Origin of the sequence: Oceanobacter sp. 3_MG-2023, assembly GCF_030688925.1 — a bacterium.
GTDB lineage: Bacteria > Pseudomonadota > Gammaproteobacteria > Pseudomonadales > Oceanobacteraceae > Oceanobacter.
In genome coordinates this window covers 182,947-205,699 of the sequence record NZ_JAUYVX010000004.1, presented here as the reverse complement: position 1 = coordinate 205,699, position 22,753 = coordinate 182,947, and the positions used below count along the sequence as shown (strand labels likewise).

Here is a 22,753-nt window from a genome sequence, read left to right as displayed (position 1 = left end):
CGTTGGCTGACTACGCGGATAGTCGCTACCGGCCCATCCGCTTGTAATGACATGGCAATGACTCAGCAACCGAGAACTAGCCATGACTGAAAAACGCAGCCTGCCTGAATGGCGCGACTACATTGCCGGATGTCTGGATTTTCGTCCTGACGATGGTGTTTTCCGTATCGCCCGCGATATGTTCACTGAGCCGGACCTGTTCGATCTGGAGATGGAACACATTTTCGAGAAAGTCTGGATCTACGCCTGCCGCGAAAGTGAAATCGCCAACAGTAACGACTACATCACTCTGCGTGCCGGCCGCCAGCCGCTGATCGTTACCCGCGACAGCAAGGGCGAACTGCACGCCATGGTCAACGCCTGCCAGCATCGTGGTGCAACCCTGACCCGTCTGCAAAAAGGCAACCAGTCGACCTTTACTTGCCCATTTCACGCCTGGACGTACAAGAATGACGGCCGCCTGATGAAGGTGAAAGCACCGGGCGAATACGCCGAGGATTTCGATAAGTCCTGCCGTGGCCTGAAGAAGGCGCGGATCGAGTCCTACAAGGGATTTGTTTTTGTATCGCTGGATACAGAAGCCACGGATTGCCTGACCGAGTTCCTCGGGGATGCCCGTATCTTCTTCGATATGATGGTGGCGCAATCGCCAACCGGCGAACTGGAAGTACTGCCAGGCAAATCAACCTACACCTTCGACGGTAACTGGAAGCTGCAAAACGAAAACGGCCTCGATGGCTATCACGTCAGCACCGTGCACTACAACTATGTCGCCACCGTCCAGCACCGCAGTGAAGTGGATTCAGCCAACGGCAAGGGCTCCGACACCCTCGACTACAGCAAACTGGGAGCTGGTGACGCCGAAACCGACGACGGCTGGTTCGGCTTCAAAAACGGCCACACCATGTTGTTCAGCGATATGCCCAACCCTGCTGTTCGCCCCGGCTACGATACCGTCATGCCGCGTCTGGTCGAAGAACATGGCCAGCAACAGGCCGAGTGGATGATGCACCGTCTGCGTAACCTGAATATTTACCCAAGCCTGTTCTTTATGGATCAGATCAGCTCACAGTTGCGCATCGTACGCCCGCTGGCCTGGAACAAAACCGAGATCATCAGCCAGTGCCTGGGAGTAAAAGGCGAATCCGCCAAGGATCGCGAAAACCGTATTCGCCAGTTTGAGGATTTCTTCAACGTCTCGGGCATGGGTACTCCGGACGATCTGGTGGAATTTCGCGAAGCCCAGCGTGGCTTTCAGGCCCGTCTGGAACGCTGGAACGACATCAGCCGCGGTTACCAGGACTGGCAGTACGGTCCAACCAAAAATACCGCAGCATTGGACATCCAGCCTGCCATTACCGGCACAGAGTTCACTCATGAAGGCTTGTACGTTAACCAGCACGGCAACTGGCAAAACCTGATGCTGAAAGGCATCGATGCCAACCTGCTGAAATTGCACAACGACACAGGAGAGGGTCAGGAATGAGTACGCTACAACACCAAATCGAACAGTTTCTGTACCTCAATGCCGAGCTGTGTGACCAGCGTGACTGGGAAGGCTATCTGGCCATGTTCACCGAGGACAGCGAATTTCATGTGCCGCAATGGGACTCGGAATACGAAGTGACCACTGATCCGAAAACCGGTCTGTCATTGATGTATTACCCGACCCGTTCCGGCCTCGAAGACCGGATCTTCCGCCTGCAAACCGGTAAATCCGCGGCTTCCGTACCATTACCGCGTACCCAGCACCAGGTCCACAACGTCCGCATCAGCAAGCTGGACAACGACGTTCTGGACGTCAAAGCCAAGTGGCAAACCGTATTTACCCGCATGGGTATGACCGAGCAGTTCTACGGTGACGTGACTTACAGGCTGGTGCCTGCGGCAGGTGGCTGGAAGATCGCCCGCAAGCATGTGGTGGTGTTTAACGACACCATTAACTCGGTGCTGGATTTTTACCATCTCTGACGTCCAGCACTGCCGGAATCTGACACCTTTGAATCCGGGCAGCGGTAAAGCCCGGTATCTGCAAACCTGATAATGGCAAGACGCCGCCCGGTCTGTTACATGCAGACAATGGCGGCCCTCCAGAGGACCCCACCATGAAACATAATGTCGCCCTCAGTTTTGCCGATGGCAACACCCTGTTCTTCAAGGCCGGACACAATGATCTGCTGATGGACGCCGCCCTGCGCCATGGCGTCACCCTGCCGATCGACTGTCGTGAAGGTGTCTGTGGCACCTGCAAGGGACTGTGTGAATCCGGTCAATATGAAATTGAATACGCCGATGAAGAAGCCCTGACCGGGCAAGAAGCCGAGCAACGCTACGTACTGTCTTGCCAGACGCGTATCCAGTCGGACAGTACCTTCTACTATGACTTTGCCTCCAGCCTGTGCAACCAGACCGGTCAGCCAGGCAGTTTGAAACGCACCGCCACGATCACAGGCTTACAGGATGCATCCGCGGATTCCACTCTGCTAGCGCTGACATTGGCAGCCGACCAGACAACACTGAACTTCCTGCCCGGTCAATATGCCAACCTGCATATTCCCGGCACCGAACTGACCCGCGCCTATTCATTTGCCATCGGGCCTCAAGTCTCCGGAGAGCTGCAGCAGCTGACCTTTCTGATCCGTAAATTACCCAACGGCCAAATGGGTAAATACCTGCATCAGGCCCGTGTAGGCGACACCCTGGAGCTGGAAGGACCATTCGGCACCTTCTATCTGCGCGAACCGGACAAGCCCATGTATTTTATTGCTGGCGGCACCGGCTTGTCGGCGTTTCTGGCCATGCTGGATGTCCTGAAAGAGCTGAAAGAGCAGCCAGAATCCGTCAGTTATCCGATTCGCCTGTACTACGGTGTTAATCGCCTTGAAGATCTGTGCGAACAACACCGACTGGACGCCTACCGCACGCAACTGCCGGACTTTGACTGGACGCCTGTCGTCTCAAACCCCGCTAGCAACTGGCAGGGCTCTACGGGCTACATTCAGGAGCATTTGCCACTTGCAACGTTGCGTGACGCACCCTTCGATATGTATCTGTGCGGCCCACCGCCAATGATTGATGCTGTGACCCACTGGTGTGTCGACCATCACCTGGATAACGGCAAGCTGTATTCAGAGAAATTTACCGCGCCAGTCAGCTAGAGTTCGTTAGCTGACCGGCTCGCTCGTTTTCCTTCCTCGTTGCCTGATCGATTTGCGGACCTTGTGTCCGCTTTTTTATGTCCGCCAGACGGCGCGCCTGTTGCTGCATTCCAATCCGCTCCCCTCCTGCAGAGCATCGCTGACAATTCTCTGTTGCAGACAATCCCAACAATACCAAACTTCTGTTTTTATTGCGTTTTACGGATGTGCCTCGCCTTTTCCGGCTAGTGGGAGACGCCGTATCTTTACAGAATGATTGCAACACAACCACATCACTCAGGAGTGTTGCAATGACAGGAACCACGATTGAAATCACCAGTCCAGACGGCCAGTTCAGCGGTTATCTGGCTAGCTCCATCGATGGCAAAGGACCAGGTCTGGTGTTGTGCCAGGAGATTTTTGGCGTCAACGCCGACATGAAAGCCGCCGCCGATCATCTGGCGGAAGAAGGCTATACCGTACTGGTCCCGGATCTGTTCTGGCGTCAGCAAGCTGGTCTGGAACTGACCGAAGCTGATTTTGAAAAAGCCCTGTCGCTCTATCAGGCGTTCGATGAAAACAAGGGGGTGGACGATATCCAATCGGCTCTGGCCACCCTGGCACAACGCCCGGAATGCGAAGGCGATCTGGGTGTATTGGGCTATTGTCTCGGCGGCAAGCTGGCTTATCTGGCTGGTTGTCGCCTGCCCGAAGTTACCTGCGCCGTTAGCTACTACGGTGTTGGTATCGAGCAGTCTCTGGCAGACCTGGAAGGTCTGAGCGGCAAGCTGGTGCTGCATATGGCTGATAACGATCAATTCTGTCCAGCGGAAGCCCGTGAACAGATTCTGGCCGCGGTGGCGGACAACAAACAGATCCACGCCTTTGTCTACCCGGATACCGAACACGCTTTTGGCCGTGTCGGCTCCAGCCATTACAACAAAAGCGCTGCCCTGCTTGCCCATGAGCGTTCCATCAAGTATCTGCGCAGCACACTGGGGCCAGACTACGATCTCGAAGCCCTGTGGGAAGAACACATTCGCCACGAATTCGATACCCGTGACGTACCGGCGACCATGGCAACCATGGTGGCCGAACCTTATGTAAACCATATCCCCACCATGACCGGCGGCGTCGGCAGCAGCCAGCTGGCGCGTTTTTATCAATATCACTTTGTCCATGGCAACCCGCAGGACATGGCGATGATTCCCATCTCTCGCACCGTCGGCGCGTCCCAGGTGGTAGACGAGTTTGTCATGACCTTCACCCACGACTCTGAAATCGACTGGCTGGTCCCTGGCATCAAACCGACTGGACGCCAGGTCGAAATCCCGATGCTGGGTGTCGTCAAGTTCCGTGGTCCCAAGCTCTATCACGAACACATCTACTGGGATCAGGCCAGCGTACTGGTGCAGCTGGGCTTGCTGAATCCCGACGGCCTGCCGACGGCCGGGGCCGCCACCGCTCACAAACTGCTTGATGAATCCTTGCCTTCCAACACGCTGATGCCTTCCTGGGCCAGCAGTGCAAACAAAACCGTCGACTGAGGAAAACCCATGATCAATCTGAGCGATAAAACCGCCGTGGTCTGTGGCGGCTCCACCCTGATCGGCATGTCCGTTGTCAACGTGCTGCTGCAACAGGGCGCCCGGGTCTTTGTGCTGGATATCGATGACAGTGCCGAAGCCGAACTGGCCTCACTGGGAGCCACGTTCATGCCGCTGGATGTGACCGATGACGAGGCCATCAAGACTGCAGTCAGCCGTATTGGCGAGCAAGCCAGCGCGATCAGCCTGCTGATCAATATGGCCTGCAGCTACGACGACGATGGCTTTGCTTCCAGCCGTCAGCAATGGCTACGGGCACTGGACATCAATCTGATCAGCATGGCCATGGTCACCAAAGCGTTCCATGAACAATTGCAAGCCACCCGTGGTGCGGTGGTGAACTTCACCTCGATTTCCGCCGGGTGTGCCCAGACCGGCCGCTGGCTGTATCCGGTATCCAAGGCCGCTATCAAGCACCTGACCAAAGAGATGGCGATGGATCTGGCAGCCGATGGCATTCGTGTGAACTCGGTTTCACCGGGCTGGACCTGGTCCCGTGTTATCGACGAAGTCAGTGGCGGAGATCGCGCCAAAGCCGATGCCGTTGCTGCCGATTACCACCTGCTGGGTCGTCTGGGAGATCCGACCGAGGTTGCCAACGTCGTGGCCTTTCTCTGTTCCGACGAGGCCAGCTTTGTCACCGGTGCCGACTACGCCGCCGACGGTGGTTATGCGGTGATGGGCCCGGAACAGAACAAACCGGCAATTCCACGCCTGGCGGGCTAAGCCAGCCGGCCGATGATTTTTTAAACAGCCACACAACACCAAAAACAAAAAAAGTAATCACTTAACAAAACAAGGGTACTTATTATGCGCCGTATCGCTATCGTTGGAGCCGGTCAGTCCGGCCTGCAACTGGGAATGGGATTGCTGCAACAGGGCTATCAAGTCACCATGATCACCAACCGCACTGGTGACGACATCAGCAATGGCCGGGTCTCATCGAGCCAGTGCATGTTCGATGCTGCGATGAAAACCGAGCGGGATCTGGGCATCGATTTCTGGCAAGACAGCTGTCCACAAGTGGAAGGCATCGGCATCAATGTGATGAACCCGGAAGCGCCCGGCACCAGCCTGTTCAACTGGGCTGCCCGTCTCGACGCCACTGCCCAGTCTGTCGACCAGCGGGTGAAAATGCCGGTCTGGATGGACAAATTCATCGAGATGGGCGGCGAGCTGATTTTTGAAGATGTTGGTATCGACGCTCTCGATCGGCTGGCCAACGAACACGAACTGGTACTGCTGGCTGCCGGTAAAGGCGACATCGTGCGCTGCTTCGAACGCGATGATATAAAATCCGCCTTCGACACCCCCCAGCGTGCACTGGCACTGACTTACGTGCACGGCATGACCCCCAGCGAAGACTTCTCTCGCGTCGCCTTTAACCTGATTCCTGGCGTAGGTGAGTACTTCGTGTTCCCGGCGCTGACCACCACTGGCCCTTGCCACATCATGGTGTTTGAAGGTATTCCCGGTGGTGCCATGGATACCTGGCAAGATTGCAAAAGCGCCAACGATCACCTGCAAATGAGCAAGGACATCGTCTCCCGTTACGCCCCCTGGGAAGCGGAACGCTGCGGCAACATTACCCTCACTGACGACGGCGGCTATCTGGCCGGACGCTTCGCCCCAACCATTCGTCATCCCATAATGACCCTGCCGTCTGGCAAGCACGTCTTCGGCATGGCCGATGCCATTGTGGTCAACGACCCGATCACCGGTCAGGGCTCCAACAACGCCGCCAAGTGCACCGCGGTCTACCTGCAGTCTATTCTCAGCCGTGGAGAAGACCTGTCCTTCGACACCGAATGGATGCAATCGACCTTTAACAGCTACTGGGATTACGCCCGTCATGTGGTCGCCTGGACCAACAGCATGCTGACGCCACCGCCACCACATATCCTGCAACTGCTGGCGACGGCAACAGAACGCCCGGACATCGCCAGCCGAATCACCAACGGCTTTGATGATCCCCGCACCTTTTCCCCTTGGTGGTTCGATGCAGATGCCTGCAGCGAGCTGATGAAAAAAGCGGAAACCTGCTAAGGAGTCATTATGGAAACCCTGATAAAAACCGGGCTGCTCAGCGCCAGCGATGCCGACAGCCGTACCTTGCGTACCCTGTTTGGCCAGTTCGCCACCGGCGTGACCATCATCACGACGATGGCCGCCGACGATACCCCTGTCGGCCTGACGGCCAACTCCTTTTCGTCGGTGTCACTCGATCCGGCACTGGTGCTGTGGAGTCTCGACAAGCGCTCCCCCAACCTCGAACTGTTCCGTCATATCGAGCACTTCGCCATCAACATTCTGGGTGCCGATCAAGAGGATCTGTCAAACCGCTTTGCGCGGCCATCGGACGACAAGTTCGAGGACGTGGACTATTACCGCTGTGACAACGGCACCGCCGTACTCGACGGCGCTCTGGCCACTCTGGTGTGCCGTAACGAACGCCAGATCGATGCCGGAGATCACCTGATTTTCATCGGAGAAATCCACCACTACTCACTGGCAGGCGGTCAACCGCTGCTGTTCCACGGTGGCCAGTATCAGTCTCTGGCCCAAACCTGTAGCGCCTGACTTTTGCGGAGATAAACCATGAAGTATTCGACTCTATTGACTCGACCGGTGTCAGCACCGGGGCTGACCAAAACACTGCCACTGGCCATGGCTCTGGCGCTGACGGCCAGCCCGGCAGCACAGGCTTACGACCTGCCTGTTGTAAACCTGGGGTTGACCAGCTTTCTCGACGGTGGCGTACCGGCTGGGCCAGGGGTTTACCTGCAGGCCTATTACCAGAACTATTCCAGCACACGCCTGAATGATCAGGATGGCGAAGCTCTGGAACTCCCCAAAACCGATCTGGACTATCAAGTGTTAGTGGCCCAGATGACCTGGCTGTCGAACTATCGGCTGGGTAATGCCAGCCTCGGCATTAATACACTGGTGCCTTTCGTTACCTCCATGGAAGTGGATGACGGCATCAACAATATGGCGCTGACCGCACAATCCGGTACCGGTGACTGGCTGGTAGGGCCATTCATCCAGTTCGATCCGGTCATGGGCGATAATGGGCCAAAATTTGTCCAGCGTATTGAGCTCCAGTTCAATCTGCCCACCGGCGACAACGACACGGACACCAGCATCAATCCAGGTAACAACGCCCTGTCCTTTAATCCGTATTGGGCAGGTACCTACTGGTTCAGCCCTCAATGGACGGCATCAACCCGCCTGCATTACCTTTACAACGCCAAAAACACCGATCCATCCAGTGACTTTGGTGATGTCGAAAGCATGCAGGCGGGTCAGGCCTTCCATGCCAATGTGGCGGTCAGTCGCGACATGGGCAAGGGTTGGCGTCTGGGTATGAATGGCTATTTTCTGGAACAAATCACCGACACCAAAGTGGATGGCAAAACCGTGGCTGACCGTAAGGAATCCGTCTACGCCGTCGGTCCGGGGGTGATGTACAGCTTCTCTGCCGACAACCACATCGTCGCCAATGGCTACCGTGAGTTTGAGGTACAGAATCGTCCGCAAGGCAGTCGTATGCAGGTGCGCTGGATTCATCACTTCTGATTCCCGGTTCCGGCAACAGTTGGTCAGCTGCCATGGCAGCTGACCAACCGCTCTTTCCCTGCTCATGCTCCAGCGAGGTCATCATGCATAACAGTCAGCTTACCGACATCCAGACCAGTAGCCACAGCCGCTCACAAGCACATCTGTGGATGGAAAAGATCTGCGGCCCACATGCGCTCGATACCCGCATCGGTACCGAATCCCTCGACTTTCATTACCACGCTCGCCGGCTGCCCGGACTGGCGCTGATGTTCGGTGATATTTCCTATGGTACGGGAGTCAGTATTGGTGTGGATGGCCGTAACGGCTTGCAGGCCTACAGTATCAGTCTGCCCATCGAAGGAGAGCAGTTGCTCAAAACACCCGGATGCCAAACCCGGTCCGATCGCCGGCACGGGCTGATCCTGTCGCCGAATGCGTTTCAGCAACTCGATATGGAATCTTCCTGCATCAAGCAACAGCTGGTTATCCCGGCCTCTGCCATGCGTACGGTGGCGGAATCCTTGATCAATGAACCGCTCGAACAGCCGTTGCTGTTCGAGCCGTCACTGAACATGACCAACCCGGCACTGGAAGCCTGGTGGCAAATGGTGCAACAACTGATGGGCGACCATACCAGTATGCAGGCGCTCTACAGTCATCACCTGCTCAGTCGCGACCTGGAAACCAGTCTGATCAAGGGGCTACTCCTATCCCAGCCCAACAGCCTCAGTTCACGCCTGTCTGCAAGCCATACCGAACGCTCATCACTGCCCGGCTACCTGCAACGCGCCTGCCGCCTGATTCAACAGCATCTGGACGAAGACATCAGCATCGATGCCATGGTCGCCGCCGCCCGTGTCAGCCGCTTTACCCTGTTTGCTGCCTTCAGGGAGCACCTCCACAGCACCCCAATGAACTGGCAGCGCAGCCAGCGCCTTGACCGGGCAAGGGAACGACTACTCGCTGGTACAGGCCAACACAGTGTGTCAGCGGTGGCGCTGGATTGCGGATTTACCCATCTGGGACGATTTGCCAGCCAGTACCGGGAACGCTTCGGAGAACGCCCTTCCGACACATTGGCCAGAGCGCGCTCCATGCGGCCGGGCTAATCAACCATACGCAAACAAGAACATAACAAACCGGCAGGGAGTGCCAGCATCAACTAGCGGCGAAACCTCAACGTTTCAGATGGCAACTCATTAAAGCGTTGTCGATAATCCTTTGAAAAACGCCCCAGATGGCTGAACCCCCAACGAAATGCCACGTCGGTAATCGAAGTCATCCCCTGGGAATGCTTCAACGCCGCATTCACCTGCTCCAGCCGTAAATCCCTCAGCAGCGCCATCGGCGTTGTATCCCGATACTTGCGGAAACCAGCCTGTAATGAACGCACACTCACACCGACCTGTTCCGCCAACATCTCGACCGACAACGGCTGATCCATATTGGCGCGGATAAACTCCTCCGCCTGCTTGATGAAATATGGCGCCACCTGGGGCGTGCTCTGGGCGTGTAACTGATCAAACACATCACTCTCAATGCCGTACAGCAAGGCATTCAGCAAGGTGGATTCAAACTGCCGCATCACCAGCGGCTGATGGATCGGATGACTGCTTTCCAGCAAACCTCCCACCAGCATCATCAGCAACTGCATGACATATGCCCCACCTGGCGTATCAAAATCCAGCTGCGGCGAAAACACCGGCGAACGCTGACCCCAGCGATCCAGATGCTGACGACAATGATGCTCGAAATCCTCCCTGTCGATACGAATCACCAACTGCGGAGAACTCCCTTGCCACATCATCGACAGAGGCTGCTCGGGTGATATCAGTGAAGCCATCTCCGGTGAGGAAATAAAACGCTGGTTACTGCACTGGATTTCAGCGTAACCCTTCATCGGAATCTGGATCAGATAAAAATTATCCAGCCGACCCGGATCAATCTGCACACTGTGGTTGTACTCCAGCCGGTGCAGCGTCAGCTTGCCCAGCACCATCCGATGCATGGTGGCTCCGACCACATCCTGACCAGCACGCGCTGTCAGCTCATGCGGCTTGAATACCTTGCCGACCTCATCACATACAGCTCCGGTGTTGTTTAGCAGAAAGAGCTGGTTACGATGGGAAAACAACGATGTTTTCTCGATGGCCCCAGTGTTACTGATCTGTGCCTGAAACATGCGCGCCTCTGAGTAATTCTGTATCAGTCTGGTGCAAGGGTTTTTCACGGATTTTGCGCTATCCGGATATCCACTGCGCTAACGGGATAAATGCCCTGCTGACAGCAGCTTACTATCAGGCCACAACAGGAATCATTTTCCATTTCAATGGTTTAAAGCAAATGCCAGACCAGTTGCAGCCATTCCATACCGAGGAATCACCATGACCACTGCTATCATTCTGATCAAATGCACCAGCATGAAAATCGAGGCTATCAGCCAGGCACTGCTCGAACTCACGCCAATACAACAAGTGTACTCCGTTGCCGGAAGCTACGACCTTGTCGCTATCGCTGAAGCTGGCAGCAACGAACAGATCGCTCAACTTGTCACCGCTAACATCCATAAGCTCCATGGCATACAGGACACCGACACCATGTTCGCCTTCGCGTCACATTCCCAGAAAGACATGGAATCCATGTTTGATATGGGAAACGACTGATTCGTGGGATGAATCATTACGGATTGGAATAATTACGGACAGCCACAGAAGGCATCCCCACGCCGTCAATTTCAGACTCAGGGCAATGGCCAATGGATGGGCGGAGAGAAAACAAAAAGCCCTGTATTTCAATGCTATTCACAAGAAATACAGGGCTTTCTGAGGTTTGCTATTCGATGTTCTGAATCTAGACTCTGAGCAACGCTTTTACCAACCGTTCCGACAGCTGGTCTTCGGTGAACTGTGGCTCATTGGGTGGATAAAGGGAATCTTCTACCAGCTCAAACCCGTTATCACGAGCCAGTGCAAACAGCTCTTTCATTTTCAGGCACGCTTTTAACTGCGCACCCAGCTCTGCATCTTCACGCGCTTTTTCCGCAAAGGCCTTGATCACAGCAACAGACATTGATTTTCTTCCTATTTAATTTGATTGACTGACAATCCCTAATCGCAAATATCGAACCAGCTCGCGTACCAGCCTGACAAACAATATAAATATCTTTAAAAATCAAAAACTTAACAATAAAAATAAAATCAAGGACAGGGCCTTGCCTGTGACGACCCGTACCTTAGCCACCATCGTTTGTGGCTTTTACGACAGCGTTACGACAAAAGCCCCACATGGCCCACAAGCTCAGAACTTCAGTACCACACCGGCAGAAACGGCCTGAGGCGTATTACCTGCCGTTGTTTTCAGCTCATCGTTCATGCCGCCGTCAACACCTTGGTAGCTGGCATTGGCATCGTTCGCTGTCCGGGTATAAAGCGCATAGGTTTTCAGTACCTTGGACCAGGAGCGTTCAACAGCCAACGACGTCATTGTTGCACCGCTCGCACTGTATCCTTTGGCGCTTTCGGCGACCAACACACTGCCGATCCATTTGAAATCACCGTCTTGTAATGCCAGTTGACCACCCCAGGCCTTGCGATTCAGATCATCGGATTGCCTGAGATTTTCAGCCAGTAGCAGAGCTGTCCAGTGACCATCCTGATAACGGGAGGCCACACGGGTAACATGCAGATTGGCGCTGGTGCCATTTTTCCAGTAATCATGCGCGACCGCGGTAACAAAATTGCCCTGCTTCCAGGTGGCGCCAAGTGCTGCAAAACCCGCATCGTTATCGTCTACGGTGCCTTTGCTGGAGGTTGCTTCGGTGGAATACTGTGCCGATATAGCCAGCTGATGACCGCTCTGTTCCAGGTAATAAGTCGCCAGTAACATATTGGCAACCCGCTTGTCGGCCTTGTTGCCCGATGTTGCACCAGCGCCCATGATGGCACGACGGTCAGCTGCAGTATCTCCCAGCATTGCCATCGCGGAGACCGACTTGGCCAGCGTATCGTGATAACCGGCTTTGATTTCCCAGCGAGTGTATCCTTCTTGCTGCTCTTTTAACCCCAGGTAAGAGTTGCGAGTGGCGAAGGTGTCGCCGTCGTAACCATCCAGGTTGATTGTTTGTTCCAGCTGGTAAAACGCCACCAGATTATCCACACCCGTGGCTATCTCGCCCTTGAAACCAAGGCGCGATGAATTGGAAGACAGGCTGACATCACCATCCGACAGGCCGCTGTCGTTGTCGACCTCATCGGCCTCAACACCGGAGTCCATATAATTCAGTGCCATATGAATCTTGCCGTACACCTCTAGGGTGCTGTCAGACAGATCAATGGAATGCACATGGTTGGACATAACAAAAAAACAGGCCGCTATCGTTGTGACCTTGGAAAACAATTTCATAAAAAGAAGGTTCCAGATTGACTCAAATAGCCGTAATGGATTGGGTTATGCAGAGAAACCGGGCCTCAGCCTGTCCAGAATATTCCGTACTGGTATGACAGTTCACGGCCATACGGTCCGGCCCTTTAGCCATGACGGTGTATTTCTCAGGGCGGCATTGTCATCCAAATGACATCAATATGAAATATTACTGAAACCAAATTGTCATAAAAATTCCGGTTGGCAGGTCATTGACCAATCACCTGTCCATACTGGCAATCAATCATGACGGTCTGAGTAAGCAAGGGGCGGAGCAAAAAACACCCTGGGTTATTTCACCCGTGACTGGCCAGTCCGTTGCGGGCTGGCCTGTGTGTCTCTGCGTCCATACGATGGAAGGGGGTCAGAAAATCGGCTGGCGGCGTTATCGGGTCACCCCCAGAGCAGCCAGCAGTTCCTGATCGGAGAAGATATGTGCCCAGATTTTATCGAGGGCTTCGTTGACCCATTCTTCGTTATAACTGGCAACCGGTGAGGCCACCACTGAACGGCTCTCGCTCAACTGATACGGCTTGCTGAAATGACTAGGGCCATCCAGCACGCTGACGGTCAATTTCAGTTCAAAGGCGCATTTCGATACCACCACGCCTTCATTACAGGAATATTCAAAGGTGTTGATATCCAATTGTAATTTCAGCAGCTCCACCGTACTGTTGCCACCAAAACCCAACTCGGCCAGGGTGTTTTTCAGTCGTTTGGTCAGGGTGGTATACAGTGGCACCTCGGCAACCAGAGGCGAGTTTTCCGGCAGTCGACCACCACGGTATCCAATCAGGTCATCATCCACACCCCGATCATCCAGCACCCGCACCAGCGCATTACGTTCGCTACTGAGTTGGCCTGTGCCAACATCGGCTTGCTCGTTCAGTTCGATCACTTGGGGCGACAGAACACAGCCTGTCAATCCTGCCAGCAATGCAGCAACACCTACGACTCTTGTCAATCCAAACATGTTATTTCTCCGGCAGGTCGGCTTCGCGACGGTTAAAAACCCAGGTATTGCCCTGAGAGTCTTGCGTACTATAACGGTATCCGGCCAGATCAAACGCTTTCAGTTCCTCGGCCTTGTCGATGCGCTGGTCAATCAGGTAGCGCGCCATTAATCCGCGCGCTTTTTTGGCGTAAAAACTGATGATTTTAAACTGGCCATTTTTTTCATCCTTAAACACCGGGGTAATCAACTCGGCATTGAGTTGCTTGCTCTGCACCGACTTGAAATATTCATTGGATGCCAGGTTCACCACGGTCTGGCTGTTATGTTCGGCCAGCTCTTGATTAAGGGCAGCGGTGATTCGGTTACCCCAGAATTCGTAGAGGTTCTTGCCGCGGCCATTGTTCAGCCGGGTGCCCATTTCAAGCCGATAAGGGGCCATCAGATCGAGTGGTTTCAGCAAGCCGTACAAACCACTCAGCATACGTAAATGCTGCTGGGCAAAATCGAGATCATCCGGCGACAGCGTCTCGGCGGCCAGCCCGGTGTAGACGTCACCCTTAAACGCCAGCAGGGCCTGTTTGGCATTGGCGCTGGTCAGCGGTAACGTCCAGTTGGAATAGCGTTCTACATTCAGCTCTGCCAGCTTGCTGCTCAACCCCATCAAACCGCTGATCTCATCGGCAGAATACATCCGCAAGACATCGATCAACTCGGCCGAATCTTCCAGAAAACCCGGCTGGCTGCTGCGGGAAGTAGTGGCCGGTGTTTCATAATCGAGCGTTTTGGCAGGTGATAATAACGTCAGCATGGTGCAGGGATATCCATCCAAGTAAGCAGAATATTCGATAATACCGGCGCTGTCGTTGCAACCCAAGTATTGCTCAATAAGGTGGCAACTATTGATTCATATTAGCCCCGACTGTTCACTTTTCCACCTTATGCTACAATCCGCCGCTTTCCTGAACATCGGCCACGCCAGACACTGTTGTCCAAGCCGTTATCCACCCCTCCCAATCCGTTTGTCCCGGTTGTTTTATCGGGCCATGCTGATGGTTGTGATAACGACGCTGATACCGGCAGCGCCTGGCAGACGTTAACCGGAACCAATGCACACTCGCAGCGGCTCCACACGGCAAGAAAGCAAGAGGGTTTACCCAATGACAGTACAGGTTGGCATTATCATGGGCTCCAAGAGCGATTGGCCCACCATGCAACACGCCGCCGAGATGCTCGATTCTCTGGGCGTTGCCTACGAAGTAAAAGTCGTCTCTGCGCACCGGACCCCGGATTTGCTGTTCGACTACGCCAAAACCGCCCAGCCACGGGGCCTCAAGGTGCTGATTGCCGGTGCCGGCGGGGCCGCGCATCTGCCTGGAATGGCAGCTTCCCAAACCTCGCTGCCTGTCCTCGGCGTACCAGTGAAATCGCGGGCGCTGAATGGCCTCGATTCCCTGCTGTCGATTGTGCAAATGCCCGGCGGAGTGGCCGTTGGCACCTTGGCCATTGGTGATGCCGGCGCTAAGAATGCCGGCCTGCTGGCCGCCCAGATTCTGGCCACCAGCGATGCCGACCTGCTCAAGCGGGTAGATGACTTCCGGGCCAAACAAACAGAAACGATTCTCGCCGAACCAGACCCACGAGACGCATTCTGACCGAACCGGTACACTCTCGGGTGCTCCGGTTGTAGATTGTGTAAAAGCGGCCGCCCAATGGCCGTTTTTGCTATTTGAAAGCAGGCTATATTCGCCAGATCAAGGTAGTAAAACTTATGAACATCGGCATTCTTGGCAACGGCCAGTTAGGCCAGATGCTGGCCGCCAGCATCACCGACCTGACCGATATCCAGGTCAGTCTCTACGACTTGCGCGCCCACTCCGACGAGTCACTACAGGCATTTATTGCCTCCGTTGATATTCTCTCTTACGAGACCGAGAACATCCCCGCTGCCATCGTCAGCCAGCTCGCCAGCTGCGCCGACAAGCTGTTCCCCAGCCTGGAAGCATTAACCATCTTTCAGAATCGTTTGCTGGAAAAGAACGCCTTGCGGGCTGCCGGGATCGCCACGGCCGAATTTGCCGCAGTGAACTCCCTCGATGACCTGCAAGCCGCCATCGTCACACTCGGCTTGCCCATCGTATTAAAAACCACCACCGAAGGTTACGACGGCAAAGGCCAGTATGTGCTCCGCAGCGCCGCGGATGCCGAACCGGCCTGGGCGGCCATTGGCAACCGCGAACTGATCGCCGAAGCCTTTGTGCCTTTCTCCCGAGAAACCTCGGTGATCGCCAGCCGCGACCGGGATGGCAATATGGTGATCTGGCCAATGACGGAAAACGTCCATCACGAAGGTATCTTGCGCTATTCGCTCTACCCCGCGGCTGGCCTCAGTGAAGCCAAGGCGGAGCAGGCTCGCCACTATATTCGCCAGCTGGCCGATAGTCTGGACTATGTTGGTACCCTGACGCTGGAGCTGTTTGAAACCGACACCGGTCTGGTCGCCAACGAAGTGGCTCCCCGGGTCCATAACTCCGGTCACTGGTCAATTGAAGGGGCCGACACCAGCCAGTTCCGTAACCACATGCTGGCATTGGCAGGCAAACCACTGGGAAGCACCCAATCCCGCTACCCTGCCGTTGCCATGCTTAACGTGATCAGTGACGAGACCCCGACCGCCGCCGCCAGCGGAATGGCACATGTTTTTGTTCACTCCTATGGCAAAGAAGCCCGCCCGGCTCGTAAACTCGGACACGTCACCGTCGTTGCCAACAGTACCCATGAGCGCGACACCACCATCACCCAACTGGCCGGGTTGCTCCCCGCCGGTGTATGGCAGCAATAACAGGGAGTTTGTCATGGCCAAGTCACTGCAAGAACAAATGCTGGAAATGGGTCTGGTTAACCAGAAAAAAGCCAAGAAAAACGCCAAGGAACTGAAAAAATCAGCGCACTTGAAACGTACCGGCAGCGAGGATGCCCCGGAAGATACCCAGGCTGCTGCCGAAGCCGCACGCAAGGCCAAAGCCGCCCACGACCGCGAATTGAATCGCCAGAAAGAAGCGGAGGCGCAGCAAAAAGCCATTGCCGCCCAGATTCGCCAATTGATCCAGACCAATACGGTCGAGTGTGATGGCGACATCAAATACAACTTTTTGCATGATAAAAAAGTCAAACAGATGTACGTCAACCAGGCGGTCTGGGATCGTCTCAGTCGTGGCCAGCTGGCCATTATCCTGTTTGAAAAAACCCGCCAAGGGCCAACGTATCGGGTAATTCCCCTGCAGGTGGCTGAGAAAATCCGTCAGCGAGCTCCTGACCACTACATGCTGATTGCCGAATCCCAGGGCGATGACATGGATGAAGACGATCCATACGCCGCCTACCAGATTCCTGACGATCTGATGTGGTAACTGCCCGATACACGCCCGATAGCAATAGCCGGTGGTCACCCTGGCCACCGGTTTGTAAACTGCCGGAGACCAACACTGCCGGTTTTTGAAACACTGTCCAGGAATCTGCCGATGTACGTCACCACTACACCGAATATCGAAGGTAAACGCATCACCGCCTATCGCGGCATTGTCGCCGGTGAAACCGTGCTCGGAGCCAATCTGTTCAAGGACCTGTTTGCCAGTGTTCGCGACATTGTGGGTGGCCGCTCTGCGACCTACGAGAAAGAATTGCAAAAAGCCCGCGATATCGCACTGCAAGAACTGCAACAACGCGCGGCCGAACTGGGAGCCAATGCCGTTGTCGGCATCGATATCGATTACGAAGTCATGGGTAAAACCAGTGGCATGATGATGGTGTCCGCCAGTGGCACCGCAGTCATCGTGGAGTAGCCGGAGCCTGGGTCAATCTCGGTCAAAGCCAATCCCCCAGCAACAACTTGATCGCCACTACCAGCGTTACCAGCTCATACAAACTCTTGATGGTGCGATTACCGGCCTTGATCGACGAGTTTGCCCCGAGATAACCGCCAATCACTGATCCCAGTAACAGCGTGGGAATCCAGCTCCACTGTACCTCTGCCACCGATCCCATGGTCAGCGCTCCGGCACCGTTCCACCCCAGCCCGACAGCAACCAGTGTATGAGCCACCGCCAGCTTGTATTCCAGCCCGAACCAATACACCAGCCACAGCGTCACAAACAGGCCACTGCCTGCCGACAAGGCGCCGTTCATAATGCCAATCACCAATAACCCTGCTGCTCCCAGCACCATACCGGGCATATTGCGATGCCGGGATGCCGCTGCCAGGCCCAGTTGTGTCTTGAACATCGAATAGATCGACAGCGCCAGCATCAATACCCCCAGGGCAATTTCCGCCGGGCGATCGGCAATCCCGAGAATAAACAGCGCACCGCCCACCACCCCTGGCACTCCGGCCAGTACAATCAACGCCAGCAGCCAGGGCTGCAAATGGCCTTCCCTGAGATGCCGCCCTGTTGCGCCCACTCCCAAAGCCACCGTCGCCACCTTGTGTGTTGCCAGCGCCAACGGAAACGGCAGGCCGAGAAAAATCAGCATCGGCAGCTGAATCAGGCCAGCACCACCGCCAGCCAGCGCCGAAAACCAATTGGCGACAATCGCCAGTACCAGCAAAATAACGTATTCAATATAATCCATGGGTTATACACTGTCAGAGAGTAATGCAGCAGCCCATCGGCCGCTGCCTTGAACAGACCAGAGGAATGTTATGACCTACGCGCTTTACTACTACGATATGTGCCCGTTTTGCCAAATGGTGCTCCGCACGCTGCCAGGCTTGAAGGTCGATGTTGAGAAACGCAATGTGCAGAAAAATCCAGCCTTCCGGAAACAGCAGCAACAAGCCACTGGCCGCACTACCGTGCCTTGTCTGCTGATTACCGATGACCAGGGCAAGGAAGAGTGGATGTTTGAATCTGCCGATATTATTCGTTATCTGAAGTCGCTTTAAGCTGCTCCAGCACCACAGGGTCTGCCAGCATCCGGGTGACGGTATCCACCACCGCCTGGGTGTGCGGGTCCACTTCCAGGTTCACCGCATCCCCAACAGCTGCCTTGCCAAAGGTGGTGACATCCCGGGTTTCAGGGATCAGGTGCACCGAGAAACGATCCGCCTCGACCTCTGCAATCGTCAGGCTGCAACCATTAAGTGCCACATATCCCTTGTCGAGCAGGTAAGGTAGCAGCGTTGCCGGGCGTTCAAACCAGAGCACCAGGTTATTGGCCGATTCGATACGTTGCAGAATACGCACCTGGGCCATGACATGGCCGGACAGCAGATGGCCGCCAATCTCATCACCAATACGGGCCGCACGCTCAATATTCACCTCGTCACCCTCCGAGAGAGCCCCCAGGTTCGTTACAGCTAACGTCTGTCCAATCGCATCAAAGCTGACAGCCGCTCCTTCGATCGACCGCACCGTCAGGCAGGTGCCATTCAAAGCCACTGATGCACCGGTTTGCAACCCTTGCTGCAGCGCCTCAGGAAACATCAGCGTCAGGGTAGCAAAGTCTTGTTTGCTTTCAATCTGGCTCACCGCCAGCCGGGTTTGAACGATTCCAGTAAACACAGTTTTCTCCTCATCTATTCTTGCCAGCATTATGCACTATACCGCGCCAAGGCAGTGACAGCGGCCTGCGGCTCCTGCTTGAGACAGGTCATTCCAGTGACCATATCTGATTAAAATGCCAACCTCTTACAGCTGTCAGATAGCAACAGGGTGATATAATAATATCCTTGTCATGCGCTTGTGACAGGGTCTGCCACTCGCTACCTAGCGTGATGGGGACATCTATTTAATCCTGCACCGCACTGGACGGCGGCAACCCGCTCCCTTCGAAGGCTGCCGGATTAAATAGATCTCCCCTGATGCCTGCACAGAGGAAAATGTCATTATGAAAGGACAAAGGACAGGGTTGATATTGTCCGGCGGGGGAGCTCGTGCGGCGTATCAAGTGGGGGTTCTCAAAGCCATACACGAAATCCTGCCACGGGGTCACTACAATCCGTTTGATATTATTTCCGGCACCTCCGCTGGTGCTATTAATGGCATTGCCCTGGCCAGCTATGCAGAAGATTACCGTCGTGGTATCCGTCACCTGGAACGTATCTGGCGGCATTTTTCCTGCGACCAGATTTATCGCACCGATTTCCGGGGCATGTCTCACTCACTGGCACGCATGGGCCGCAGCCTGATCATTGGCCGGGGTTATAAAAACGATCCGGTATCGTTACTCGACAACACCCCCTTGCGCCAGCTGCTGAGCGAAGTCGTCAACTTCGCCGACATCCAGCAAGCCATCAAGGATCAATACTTGTATGCCGTCGCCATCAACTGTTCAGGCATCGACAGCGGTGAGTCCACCAGCTTTTTTGAAGGTCATCCAGAGATCCAGGACTGGCAACGCCAACGCCGTGTGGGGGTGCGCACCCGACTGAGCTGCGATCATCTACTGGCCTCCTCGGCCATCCCGATGATCTTTCCGGCGGTGTTTCTGGGCGACCAGTATTATGCCGACGGCGCCGTCCGCCAACTGGCGCCCATCAGCCCGGCTCTGCACCTGGGTGCAGAAAAAGTAATGGTGATTGGTGTCAGTGCCATTGCCCACCGCAACAAACCGGATATCCCGGATGATACCTATCCCTCCCCGGCCAAAATAATGGGACATATGCTGAATGCCGCCTTCCTCGATAGCATGGAAAGCGATATCGAACGACTGCGCCGTATTAACCAGACGCTCCAGCATATTCCCAGGGCAGTGCGCCTGTACGACGATATGGAGCTGCGGCCGGTGCAACTGCTCGAAATCAGCCCCAGTATCTCACTGGACATTCTGGCGGCGGAGCACGCCGACGAAATGCCCAGAGCCCTTCGAATGGTACTCCACAGCCGGGGAAACACTCGGCCAAATGGCTCCGGGATTCTCAGCTATTTGCTGTTTTCCGAGGGTTACTGCCGCCGTCTGATTCAGTTAGGATTTGATGACGCCATGACCAAACGCACCGATATTCGTGATTTTTTCAGGGACCACTTCGATGACAGCCCACTCGTCTGAACACACCACCACGCACCGGACTCACCCACACTTGCCCCGGCGTATTGTTGTTTTGACCGGAGCTGGCATTTCTGCGGAATCTGGCGTGCGTACCTTTCGAGACAGCGACGGCCTGTGGGAAAACCACCGCATTGAAGATGTCGCCACACCGGAAGCCTTTGAGCGCGATGCCACACTGGTACAAAACTTTTATAACGCCCGCCGGGCCCAGCTGAACGACGTACACCCCAATCCGGCACATCGTGCTCTGGCGAGCTTTGAACAACAGTTTCCGGGTGACTTTTTACTGGTGACACAAAATGTTGATGACCTGCACGAACGGGCAGGCAGCCAGCATCTGTTGCATATGCACGGCGAGCTAAAAAGCGCCCGCTGCAGCCGCACCCACAACGTCTACCAGCAGCACACCGACATCACGCCTGACAGCCGCTGTCCTTGCTGTAATACGCCCACCTTGCGGCCTCATATCGTCTGGTTTGGTGAAATGCCCCTGTTTATGGATGATATTGTCCAGGCACTGGAGCAATGCGATTTATTTCTCAGCATCGGTACATCAGGCCATGTATATCCCGCTGCCGGTTTTGTTGAAATTGCCAGTCAGGCCGGTGCCCATACCGTCGAGATCAACCTGGAACCCAGCCGCATCAAGGATGATTTTGCAGAACACCGATATGGCAAGGCAGGTGATGTATTACCCGGTTATCTACAATCCCTGCTTGATGCGCAATAGCGCCATATCATCCGGGCCAACACCCGCCGCTGATCTGCTTCGGTTTTGTGTCACAGCGCGGTATGATTTACAGATTGTTAAATACCGTTCCCAGAGCGACCACATGCTCTGGGAACGCTAGATTCATAACAGGTCGTTTCCATTTTTATTGAAAGGTATGCAATGACAACTCCAGCCAATCGCTCACTCTCGTCATCAGGGGCTCGCCGATTCGCAGGCATCCTTTTGTGCCTCTCGTTGTTCAGCCTGTTAGCCGCCTGCTCCGAAGCGGACAACAGCCGTCACACGCCAGCGGAACCTACCGCTCGACCGGGCAAGATATATGAAGTTGTCAGCAGTCAAGATGCGCTGTTACGCCGTTTTCCTGGCAAGGTTGAAGCCTCCGAAGAAGTATCCCTCGCCTTTCGGGTACCCGGTGAATTACAGACTCTTCCTGCCTTGGCCGGCAAGCAGGTCAAGATGGGGGACATACTGGCACGACTCGATCCGACGGATTACCAGCTCCAGCTGGACGAGCGTCAGGCTCGCTTTGAGCTTGCCAGCTCACAATTCCAGCGGATCGAAAACCTGTTCCAGAAAAACCAGGTATCCAAAGCGCAATACGACCAGGCAAGAGCCGATCTGGCCATCAGCAAGGCCGCGCTGGGCAGTGCTCGCAGCAATATGAACTATACGACGCTGAAAGCGCCTTTTAGTGGCGTGGTTGCTGAAGTTTATGTCGATAATCATCAATCCGTGGCCGCTGGTACGCCATTACTGAAACTGCAGGCCCGCGGTCAGCTGGTGGTCAGCATCCAGGTACCAGAACAATTGATGATTCAGATCAGTCGCTCTGGCAGTAGCTACCAGCCAGACGTGGTGTTTGATGCATTGCCAGGAAAGCGCTTCAAAGCCACTTACAAGGAACATAATACCCAGGCCGACCCGGCCACCGGCAGTTACCGCTTGCTGGTCACCCTGCCCAAGCCCGCCGACCTGAACCCGCTGCCGGGGATGTCGGCCAGTGTCTACGCCGACCTCAACCAGATTCTTGCGGTAGATACCGGCAATGTGTTGATTCCTTCCTCTGCCATATTCCAGCAATCCAATCAGGCAGACGGCAGCAAGCAAGGCACGGTCTGGAAGCTGGATGAGCACAATACCCTGGTTGCCCAAGCGGTAGAAACCGGCCGTTTGACCCAAGCCGGACTGGAAATTGTCGCCGGTCTGCAAGCGGGTGACCGTATTCTCGCTGCAGGTGTTCATCAGGCCCAGGCCGGTATGACCATTCGGCCATGGGTGCAGGAACGAGGCCTCTGAT

25 protein-coding genes are annotated in these 22,753 nt (G+C 55.1%); 18 read left to right on the top strand and 7 right to left on the bottom strand.

Features of this window, described 5'->3' with window-relative positions:
- The first annotated feature begins 82 nt into the window (after positions 1 to 82).
- From antA to Q8W32_RS05530, 9 genes are all read left to right on the top strand, one after another.
- A complete protein-coding gene (antA, locus tag Q8W32_RS05570) occupies positions 83 to 1,486 on the top strand; it encodes an anthranilate 1,2-dioxygenase large subunit (protein ID WP_305414085.1) in 1,404 nt (467 codons plus the stop codon).
- Positions 1,483 to 1,971 carry an anthranilate 1,2-dioxygenase small subunit gene (antB, locus tag Q8W32_RS05565; RefSeq protein WP_305414083.1) on the top strand — a complete coding sequence of 163 codons (489 nt, stop codon included), beginning with the start codon at positions 1,483 to 1,485 and terminating at the stop codon, positions 1,969 to 1,971. Before antA ends, antB begins: the two co-directional genes overlap by 4 nt.
- A gap of 134 nt (positions 1,972 to 2,105) precedes the next feature.
- Positions 2,106 to 3,158: an anthranilate 1,2-dioxygenase electron transfer component AntC gene (gene antC / locus Q8W32_RS05560; RefSeq protein ID WP_305414081.1), complete on the top strand. Its 1,053-nt coding sequence runs from the start codon at positions 2,106 to 2,108 to the stop codon at positions 3,156 to 3,158.
- Positions 3,159 to 3,448: 290 nt separating this feature from the next.
- Positions 3,449 to 4,684: a dienelactone hydrolase family protein gene (locus Q8W32_RS05555; RefSeq protein WP_305414079.1), complete on the top strand. Its 1,236-nt coding sequence runs from the start codon at positions 3,449 to 3,451 to the stop codon at positions 4,682 to 4,684.
- A gap of 9 nt (positions 4,685 to 4,693) precedes the next feature.
- A complete protein-coding gene (locus Q8W32_RS05550) occupies positions 4,694 to 5,470 on the top strand; it encodes an SDR family oxidoreductase (protein WP_305414078.1) in 777 nt (258 codons plus the stop codon).
- Between the two features lie 84 nt (positions 5,471 to 5,554).
- Positions 5,555 to 6,790, top strand: coding sequence for a styrene monooxygenase/indole monooxygenase family protein (locus tag Q8W32_RS05545; protein ID WP_305414077.1), 1,236 nt, complete (start codon positions 5,555 to 5,557; stop codon positions 6,788 to 6,790).
- Between the two features lie 9 nt (positions 6,791 to 6,799).
- Positions 6,800 to 7,324 carry a flavin reductase family protein gene (locus Q8W32_RS05540; protein ID WP_305414075.1) on the top strand — a complete coding sequence of 175 codons (525 nt, stop codon included), beginning with the start codon at positions 6,800 to 6,802 and terminating at the stop codon, positions 7,322 to 7,324.
- A gap of 18 nt (positions 7,325 to 7,342) precedes the next feature.
- Positions 7,343 to 8,323, top strand: coding sequence for a transporter (locus Q8W32_RS05535; protein ID WP_305414073.1), 981 nt, complete (start codon positions 7,343 to 7,345; stop codon positions 8,321 to 8,323).
- 83 nt (positions 8,324 to 8,406) lie between these two features.
- Positions 8,407 to 9,414, top strand: coding sequence for an AraC family transcriptional regulator (locus Q8W32_RS05530; RefSeq protein ID WP_305414071.1), 1,008 nt, complete (start codon positions 8,407 to 8,409; stop codon positions 9,412 to 9,414).
- A gap of 53 nt (positions 9,415 to 9,467) precedes the next feature.
- Here Q8W32_RS05530 and Q8W32_RS05525 read toward each other — a convergent pair whose 3' ends face one another.
- Positions 9,468 to 10,487 (bottom strand): AraC family transcriptional regulator, encoded by a 1,020-nt coding sequence (locus Q8W32_RS05525; RefSeq protein ID WP_305414070.1) that lies wholly within the window; start codon positions 10,485 to 10,487, stop codon positions 9,468 to 9,470.
- Positions 10,488 to 10,689: 202 nt separating this feature from the next.
- Here Q8W32_RS05525 and Q8W32_RS05520 point away from each other — a divergent pair, with 202 nt between their 5' ends.
- The gene (locus Q8W32_RS05520) at positions 10,690 to 10,968 is read left to right on the top strand and encodes an Lrp/AsnC family transcriptional regulator (RefSeq protein WP_305414069.1); all 279 of its coding nucleotides are present in this window, start codon (positions 10,690 to 10,692) and stop codon (positions 10,966 to 10,968) included.
- A gap of 187 nt (positions 10,969 to 11,155) precedes the next feature.
- Here Q8W32_RS05520 and Q8W32_RS05515 read toward each other — a convergent pair whose 3' ends face one another.
- The 4 genes from Q8W32_RS05515 to yaaA form a co-directional block, all read right to left on the bottom strand.
- On the bottom strand, positions 11,156 to 11,374 hold the full coding sequence (locus Q8W32_RS05515; protein ID WP_303432340.1) for a Nif11-like leader peptide family natural product precursor: 219 nt from the start codon (positions 11,372 to 11,374) through the stop codon (positions 11,156 to 11,158).
- A 228-nt stretch (positions 11,375 to 11,602) separates the two neighbouring features.
- Positions 11,603 to 12,706, bottom strand: a complete 1,104-nt coding sequence (locus Q8W32_RS05510) for a porin (RefSeq protein ID WP_305414066.1) — start codon at positions 12,704 to 12,706, stop codon at positions 11,603 to 11,605.
- 403 nt (positions 12,707 to 13,109) lie between these two features.
- The gene (locus tag Q8W32_RS05505; protein ID WP_305414064.1) at positions 13,110 to 13,697 is read right to left on the bottom strand and encodes a YajG family lipoprotein; all 588 of its coding nucleotides are present in this window, start codon (positions 13,695 to 13,697) and stop codon (positions 13,110 to 13,112) included.
- Position 13,698: 1 nt separating this feature from the next.
- Positions 13,699 to 14,487, bottom strand: a complete 789-nt coding sequence (yaaA, locus tag Q8W32_RS05500) for a peroxide stress protein YaaA (RefSeq protein WP_305414062.1) — start codon at positions 14,485 to 14,487, stop codon at positions 13,699 to 13,701.
- A gap of 349 nt (positions 14,488 to 14,836) precedes the next feature.
- Here yaaA and purE point away from each other — a divergent pair, with 349 nt between their 5' ends.
- The 4 genes from purE (at position 14,837) to Q8W32_RS05480 (ending at position 17,518) form a co-directional block, all read left to right on the top strand.
- Positions 14,837 to 15,331 carry a 5-(carboxyamino)imidazole ribonucleotide mutase gene (gene purE / locus Q8W32_RS05495; RefSeq protein WP_305414060.1) on the top strand — a complete coding sequence of 165 codons (495 nt, stop codon included), beginning with the start codon at positions 14,837 to 14,839 and terminating at the stop codon, positions 15,329 to 15,331.
- Between the two features lie 116 nt (positions 15,332 to 15,447).
- Complete coding sequence (locus Q8W32_RS05490) at positions 15,448 to 16,518, top strand: 5-(carboxyamino)imidazole ribonucleotide synthase (protein ID WP_303432331.1); 1,071 nt, start codon at positions 15,448 to 15,450, stop codon at positions 16,516 to 16,518.
- Between the two features lie 13 nt (positions 16,519 to 16,531).
- Positions 16,532 to 17,086 carry a DUF2058 domain-containing protein gene (locus Q8W32_RS05485; RefSeq protein WP_303432329.1) on the top strand — a complete coding sequence of 185 codons (555 nt, stop codon included), beginning with the start codon at positions 16,532 to 16,534 and terminating at the stop codon, positions 17,084 to 17,086.
- Positions 17,087 to 17,197: 111 nt separating this feature from the next.
- On the top strand, positions 17,198 to 17,518 hold the full coding sequence (locus Q8W32_RS05480; protein WP_305414056.1) for a heavy metal-binding domain-containing protein: 321 nt from the start codon (positions 17,198 to 17,200) through the stop codon (positions 17,516 to 17,518).
- 22 nt (positions 17,519 to 17,540) lie between these two features.
- Here Q8W32_RS05480 and Q8W32_RS05475 read toward each other — a convergent pair whose 3' ends face one another.
- On the bottom strand, positions 17,541 to 18,305 hold the full coding sequence (locus Q8W32_RS05475; RefSeq protein ID WP_305414054.1) for a sulfite exporter TauE/SafE family protein: 765 nt from the start codon (positions 18,303 to 18,305) through the stop codon (positions 17,541 to 17,543).
- A gap of 70 nt (positions 18,306 to 18,375) precedes the next feature.
- Here Q8W32_RS05475 and Q8W32_RS05470 point away from each other — a divergent pair, with 70 nt between their 5' ends.
- Positions 18,376 to 18,618, top strand: coding sequence for a glutaredoxin domain-containing protein (locus Q8W32_RS05470; protein WP_303432325.1), 243 nt, complete (start codon positions 18,376 to 18,378; stop codon positions 18,616 to 18,618).
- On the opposite strand, the gene Q8W32_RS05465 is transcribed toward Q8W32_RS05470, so the two are convergent.
- Positions 18,593 to 19,237 carry a riboflavin synthase subunit alpha gene (locus tag Q8W32_RS05465; RefSeq protein ID WP_305414052.1) on the bottom strand — a complete coding sequence of 215 codons (645 nt, stop codon included), beginning with the start codon at positions 19,235 to 19,237 and terminating at the stop codon, positions 18,593 to 18,595. The genes Q8W32_RS05470 and Q8W32_RS05465 overlap by 26 nt on opposite strands.
- A gap of 325 nt (positions 19,238 to 19,562) precedes the next feature.
- Here Q8W32_RS05465 and Q8W32_RS05460 point away from each other — a divergent pair, with 325 nt between their 5' ends.
- From Q8W32_RS05460 to Q8W32_RS05450, 3 genes are all read left to right on the top strand, one after another.
- Positions 19,563 to 20,723: a patatin-like phospholipase family protein gene (locus Q8W32_RS05460; protein WP_303432321.1), complete on the top strand. Its 1,161-nt coding sequence runs from the start codon at positions 19,563 to 19,565 to the stop codon at positions 20,721 to 20,723.
- Positions 20,704 to 21,453: a Sir2 family NAD+-dependent deacetylase gene (gene cobB, locus Q8W32_RS05455; protein ID WP_305414049.1), complete on the top strand. Its 750-nt coding sequence runs from the start codon at positions 20,704 to 20,706 to the stop codon at positions 21,451 to 21,453. The genes Q8W32_RS05460 and cobB overlap by 20 nt, the downstream gene beginning before the upstream one ends.
- A gap of 225 nt (positions 21,454 to 21,678) precedes the next feature.
- On the top strand, positions 21,679 to 22,752 hold the full coding sequence (locus tag Q8W32_RS05450) for an efflux RND transporter periplasmic adaptor subunit (RefSeq protein WP_305414047.1): 1,074 nt from the start codon (positions 21,679 to 21,681) through the stop codon (positions 22,750 to 22,752).
- The last annotated feature ends 1 nt before the right edge of the window (position 22,753 follow it).

Excerpts from the sequence above, each read along its gene's own strand:
- antA (WP_305414085.1), top strand. The coding sequence starts at position 83 with ATGACTGAAAAACGCAGCCTGCCTGAATGGCGCGACTACATTGCCGGA.
- antB (WP_305414083.1), top strand. The coding sequence starts at position 1,483 with ATGAGTACGCTACAACACCAAATCGAACAGTTTCTGTACCTCAATGCC.
- antC (WP_305414081.1), top strand. The coding sequence starts at position 2,106 with ATGAAACATAATGTCGCCCTCAGTTTTGCCGATGGCAACACCCTGTTC.
- Q8W32_RS05555 (WP_305414079.1), top strand. The coding sequence starts at position 3,449 with ATGACAGGAACCACGATTGAAATCACCAGTCCAGACGGCCAGTTCAGC.
- Q8W32_RS05550 (WP_305414078.1), top strand. The coding sequence starts at position 4,694 with ATGATCAATCTGAGCGATAAAACCGCCGTGGTCTGTGGCGGCTCCACC.
- Q8W32_RS05545 (WP_305414077.1), top strand. The coding sequence starts at position 5,555 with ATGCGCCGTATCGCTATCGTTGGAGCCGGTCAGTCCGGCCTGCAACTG.
- Q8W32_RS05540 (WP_305414075.1), top strand. The coding sequence starts at position 6,800 with ATGGAAACCCTGATAAAAACCGGGCTGCTCAGCGCCAGCGATGCCGAC.
- Q8W32_RS05535 (WP_305414073.1), top strand. The coding sequence starts at position 7,343 with ATGAAGTATTCGACTCTATTGACTCGACCGGTGTCAGCACCGGGGCTG.
- Q8W32_RS05530 (WP_305414071.1), top strand. The coding sequence starts at position 8,407 with ATGCATAACAGTCAGCTTACCGACATCCAGACCAGTAGCCACAGCCGC.
- Q8W32_RS05525 (WP_305414070.1), bottom strand. The coding sequence starts at position 10,487 with ATGTTTCAGGCACAGATCAGTAACACTGGGGCCATCGAGAAAACATCG.
- Q8W32_RS05520 (WP_305414069.1), top strand. The coding sequence starts at position 10,690 with ATGACCACTGCTATCATTCTGATCAAATGCACCAGCATGAAAATCGAG.
- Q8W32_RS05515 (WP_303432340.1), bottom strand. The coding sequence starts at position 11,374 with ATGTCTGTTGCTGTGATCAAGGCCTTTGCGGAAAAAGCGCGTGAAGAT.
- Q8W32_RS05510 (WP_305414066.1), bottom strand. The coding sequence starts at position 12,706 with ATGAAATTGTTTTCCAAGGTCACAACGATAGCGGCCTGTTTTTTTGTT.
- Q8W32_RS05505 (WP_305414064.1), bottom strand. The coding sequence starts at position 13,697 with ATGTTTGGATTGACAAGAGTCGTAGGTGTTGCTGCATTGCTGGCAGGA.
- yaaA (WP_305414062.1), bottom strand. The coding sequence starts at position 14,487 with ATGCTGACGTTATTATCACCTGCCAAAACGCTCGATTATGAAACACCG.
- purE (WP_305414060.1), top strand. The coding sequence starts at position 14,837 with ATGACAGTACAGGTTGGCATTATCATGGGCTCCAAGAGCGATTGGCCC.
- Q8W32_RS05490 (WP_303432331.1), top strand. The coding sequence starts at position 15,448 with ATGAACATCGGCATTCTTGGCAACGGCCAGTTAGGCCAGATGCTGGCC.
- Q8W32_RS05485 (WP_303432329.1), top strand. The coding sequence starts at position 16,532 with ATGGCCAAGTCACTGCAAGAACAAATGCTGGAAATGGGTCTGGTTAAC.
- Q8W32_RS05480 (WP_305414056.1), top strand. The coding sequence starts at position 17,198 with ATGTACGTCACCACTACACCGAATATCGAAGGTAAACGCATCACCGCC.
- Q8W32_RS05475 (WP_305414054.1), bottom strand. The coding sequence starts at position 18,305 with ATGGATTATATTGAATACGTTATTTTGCTGGTACTGGCGATTGTCGCC.
- Q8W32_RS05470 (WP_303432325.1), top strand. The coding sequence starts at position 18,376 with ATGACCTACGCGCTTTACTACTACGATATGTGCCCGTTTTGCCAAATG.
- Q8W32_RS05460 (WP_303432321.1), top strand. The coding sequence starts at position 19,563 with ATGAAAGGACAAAGGACAGGGTTGATATTGTCCGGCGGGGGAGCTCGT.
- cobB (WP_305414049.1), top strand. The coding sequence starts at position 20,704 with ATGACAGCCCACTCGTCTGAACACACCACCACGCACCGGACTCACCCA.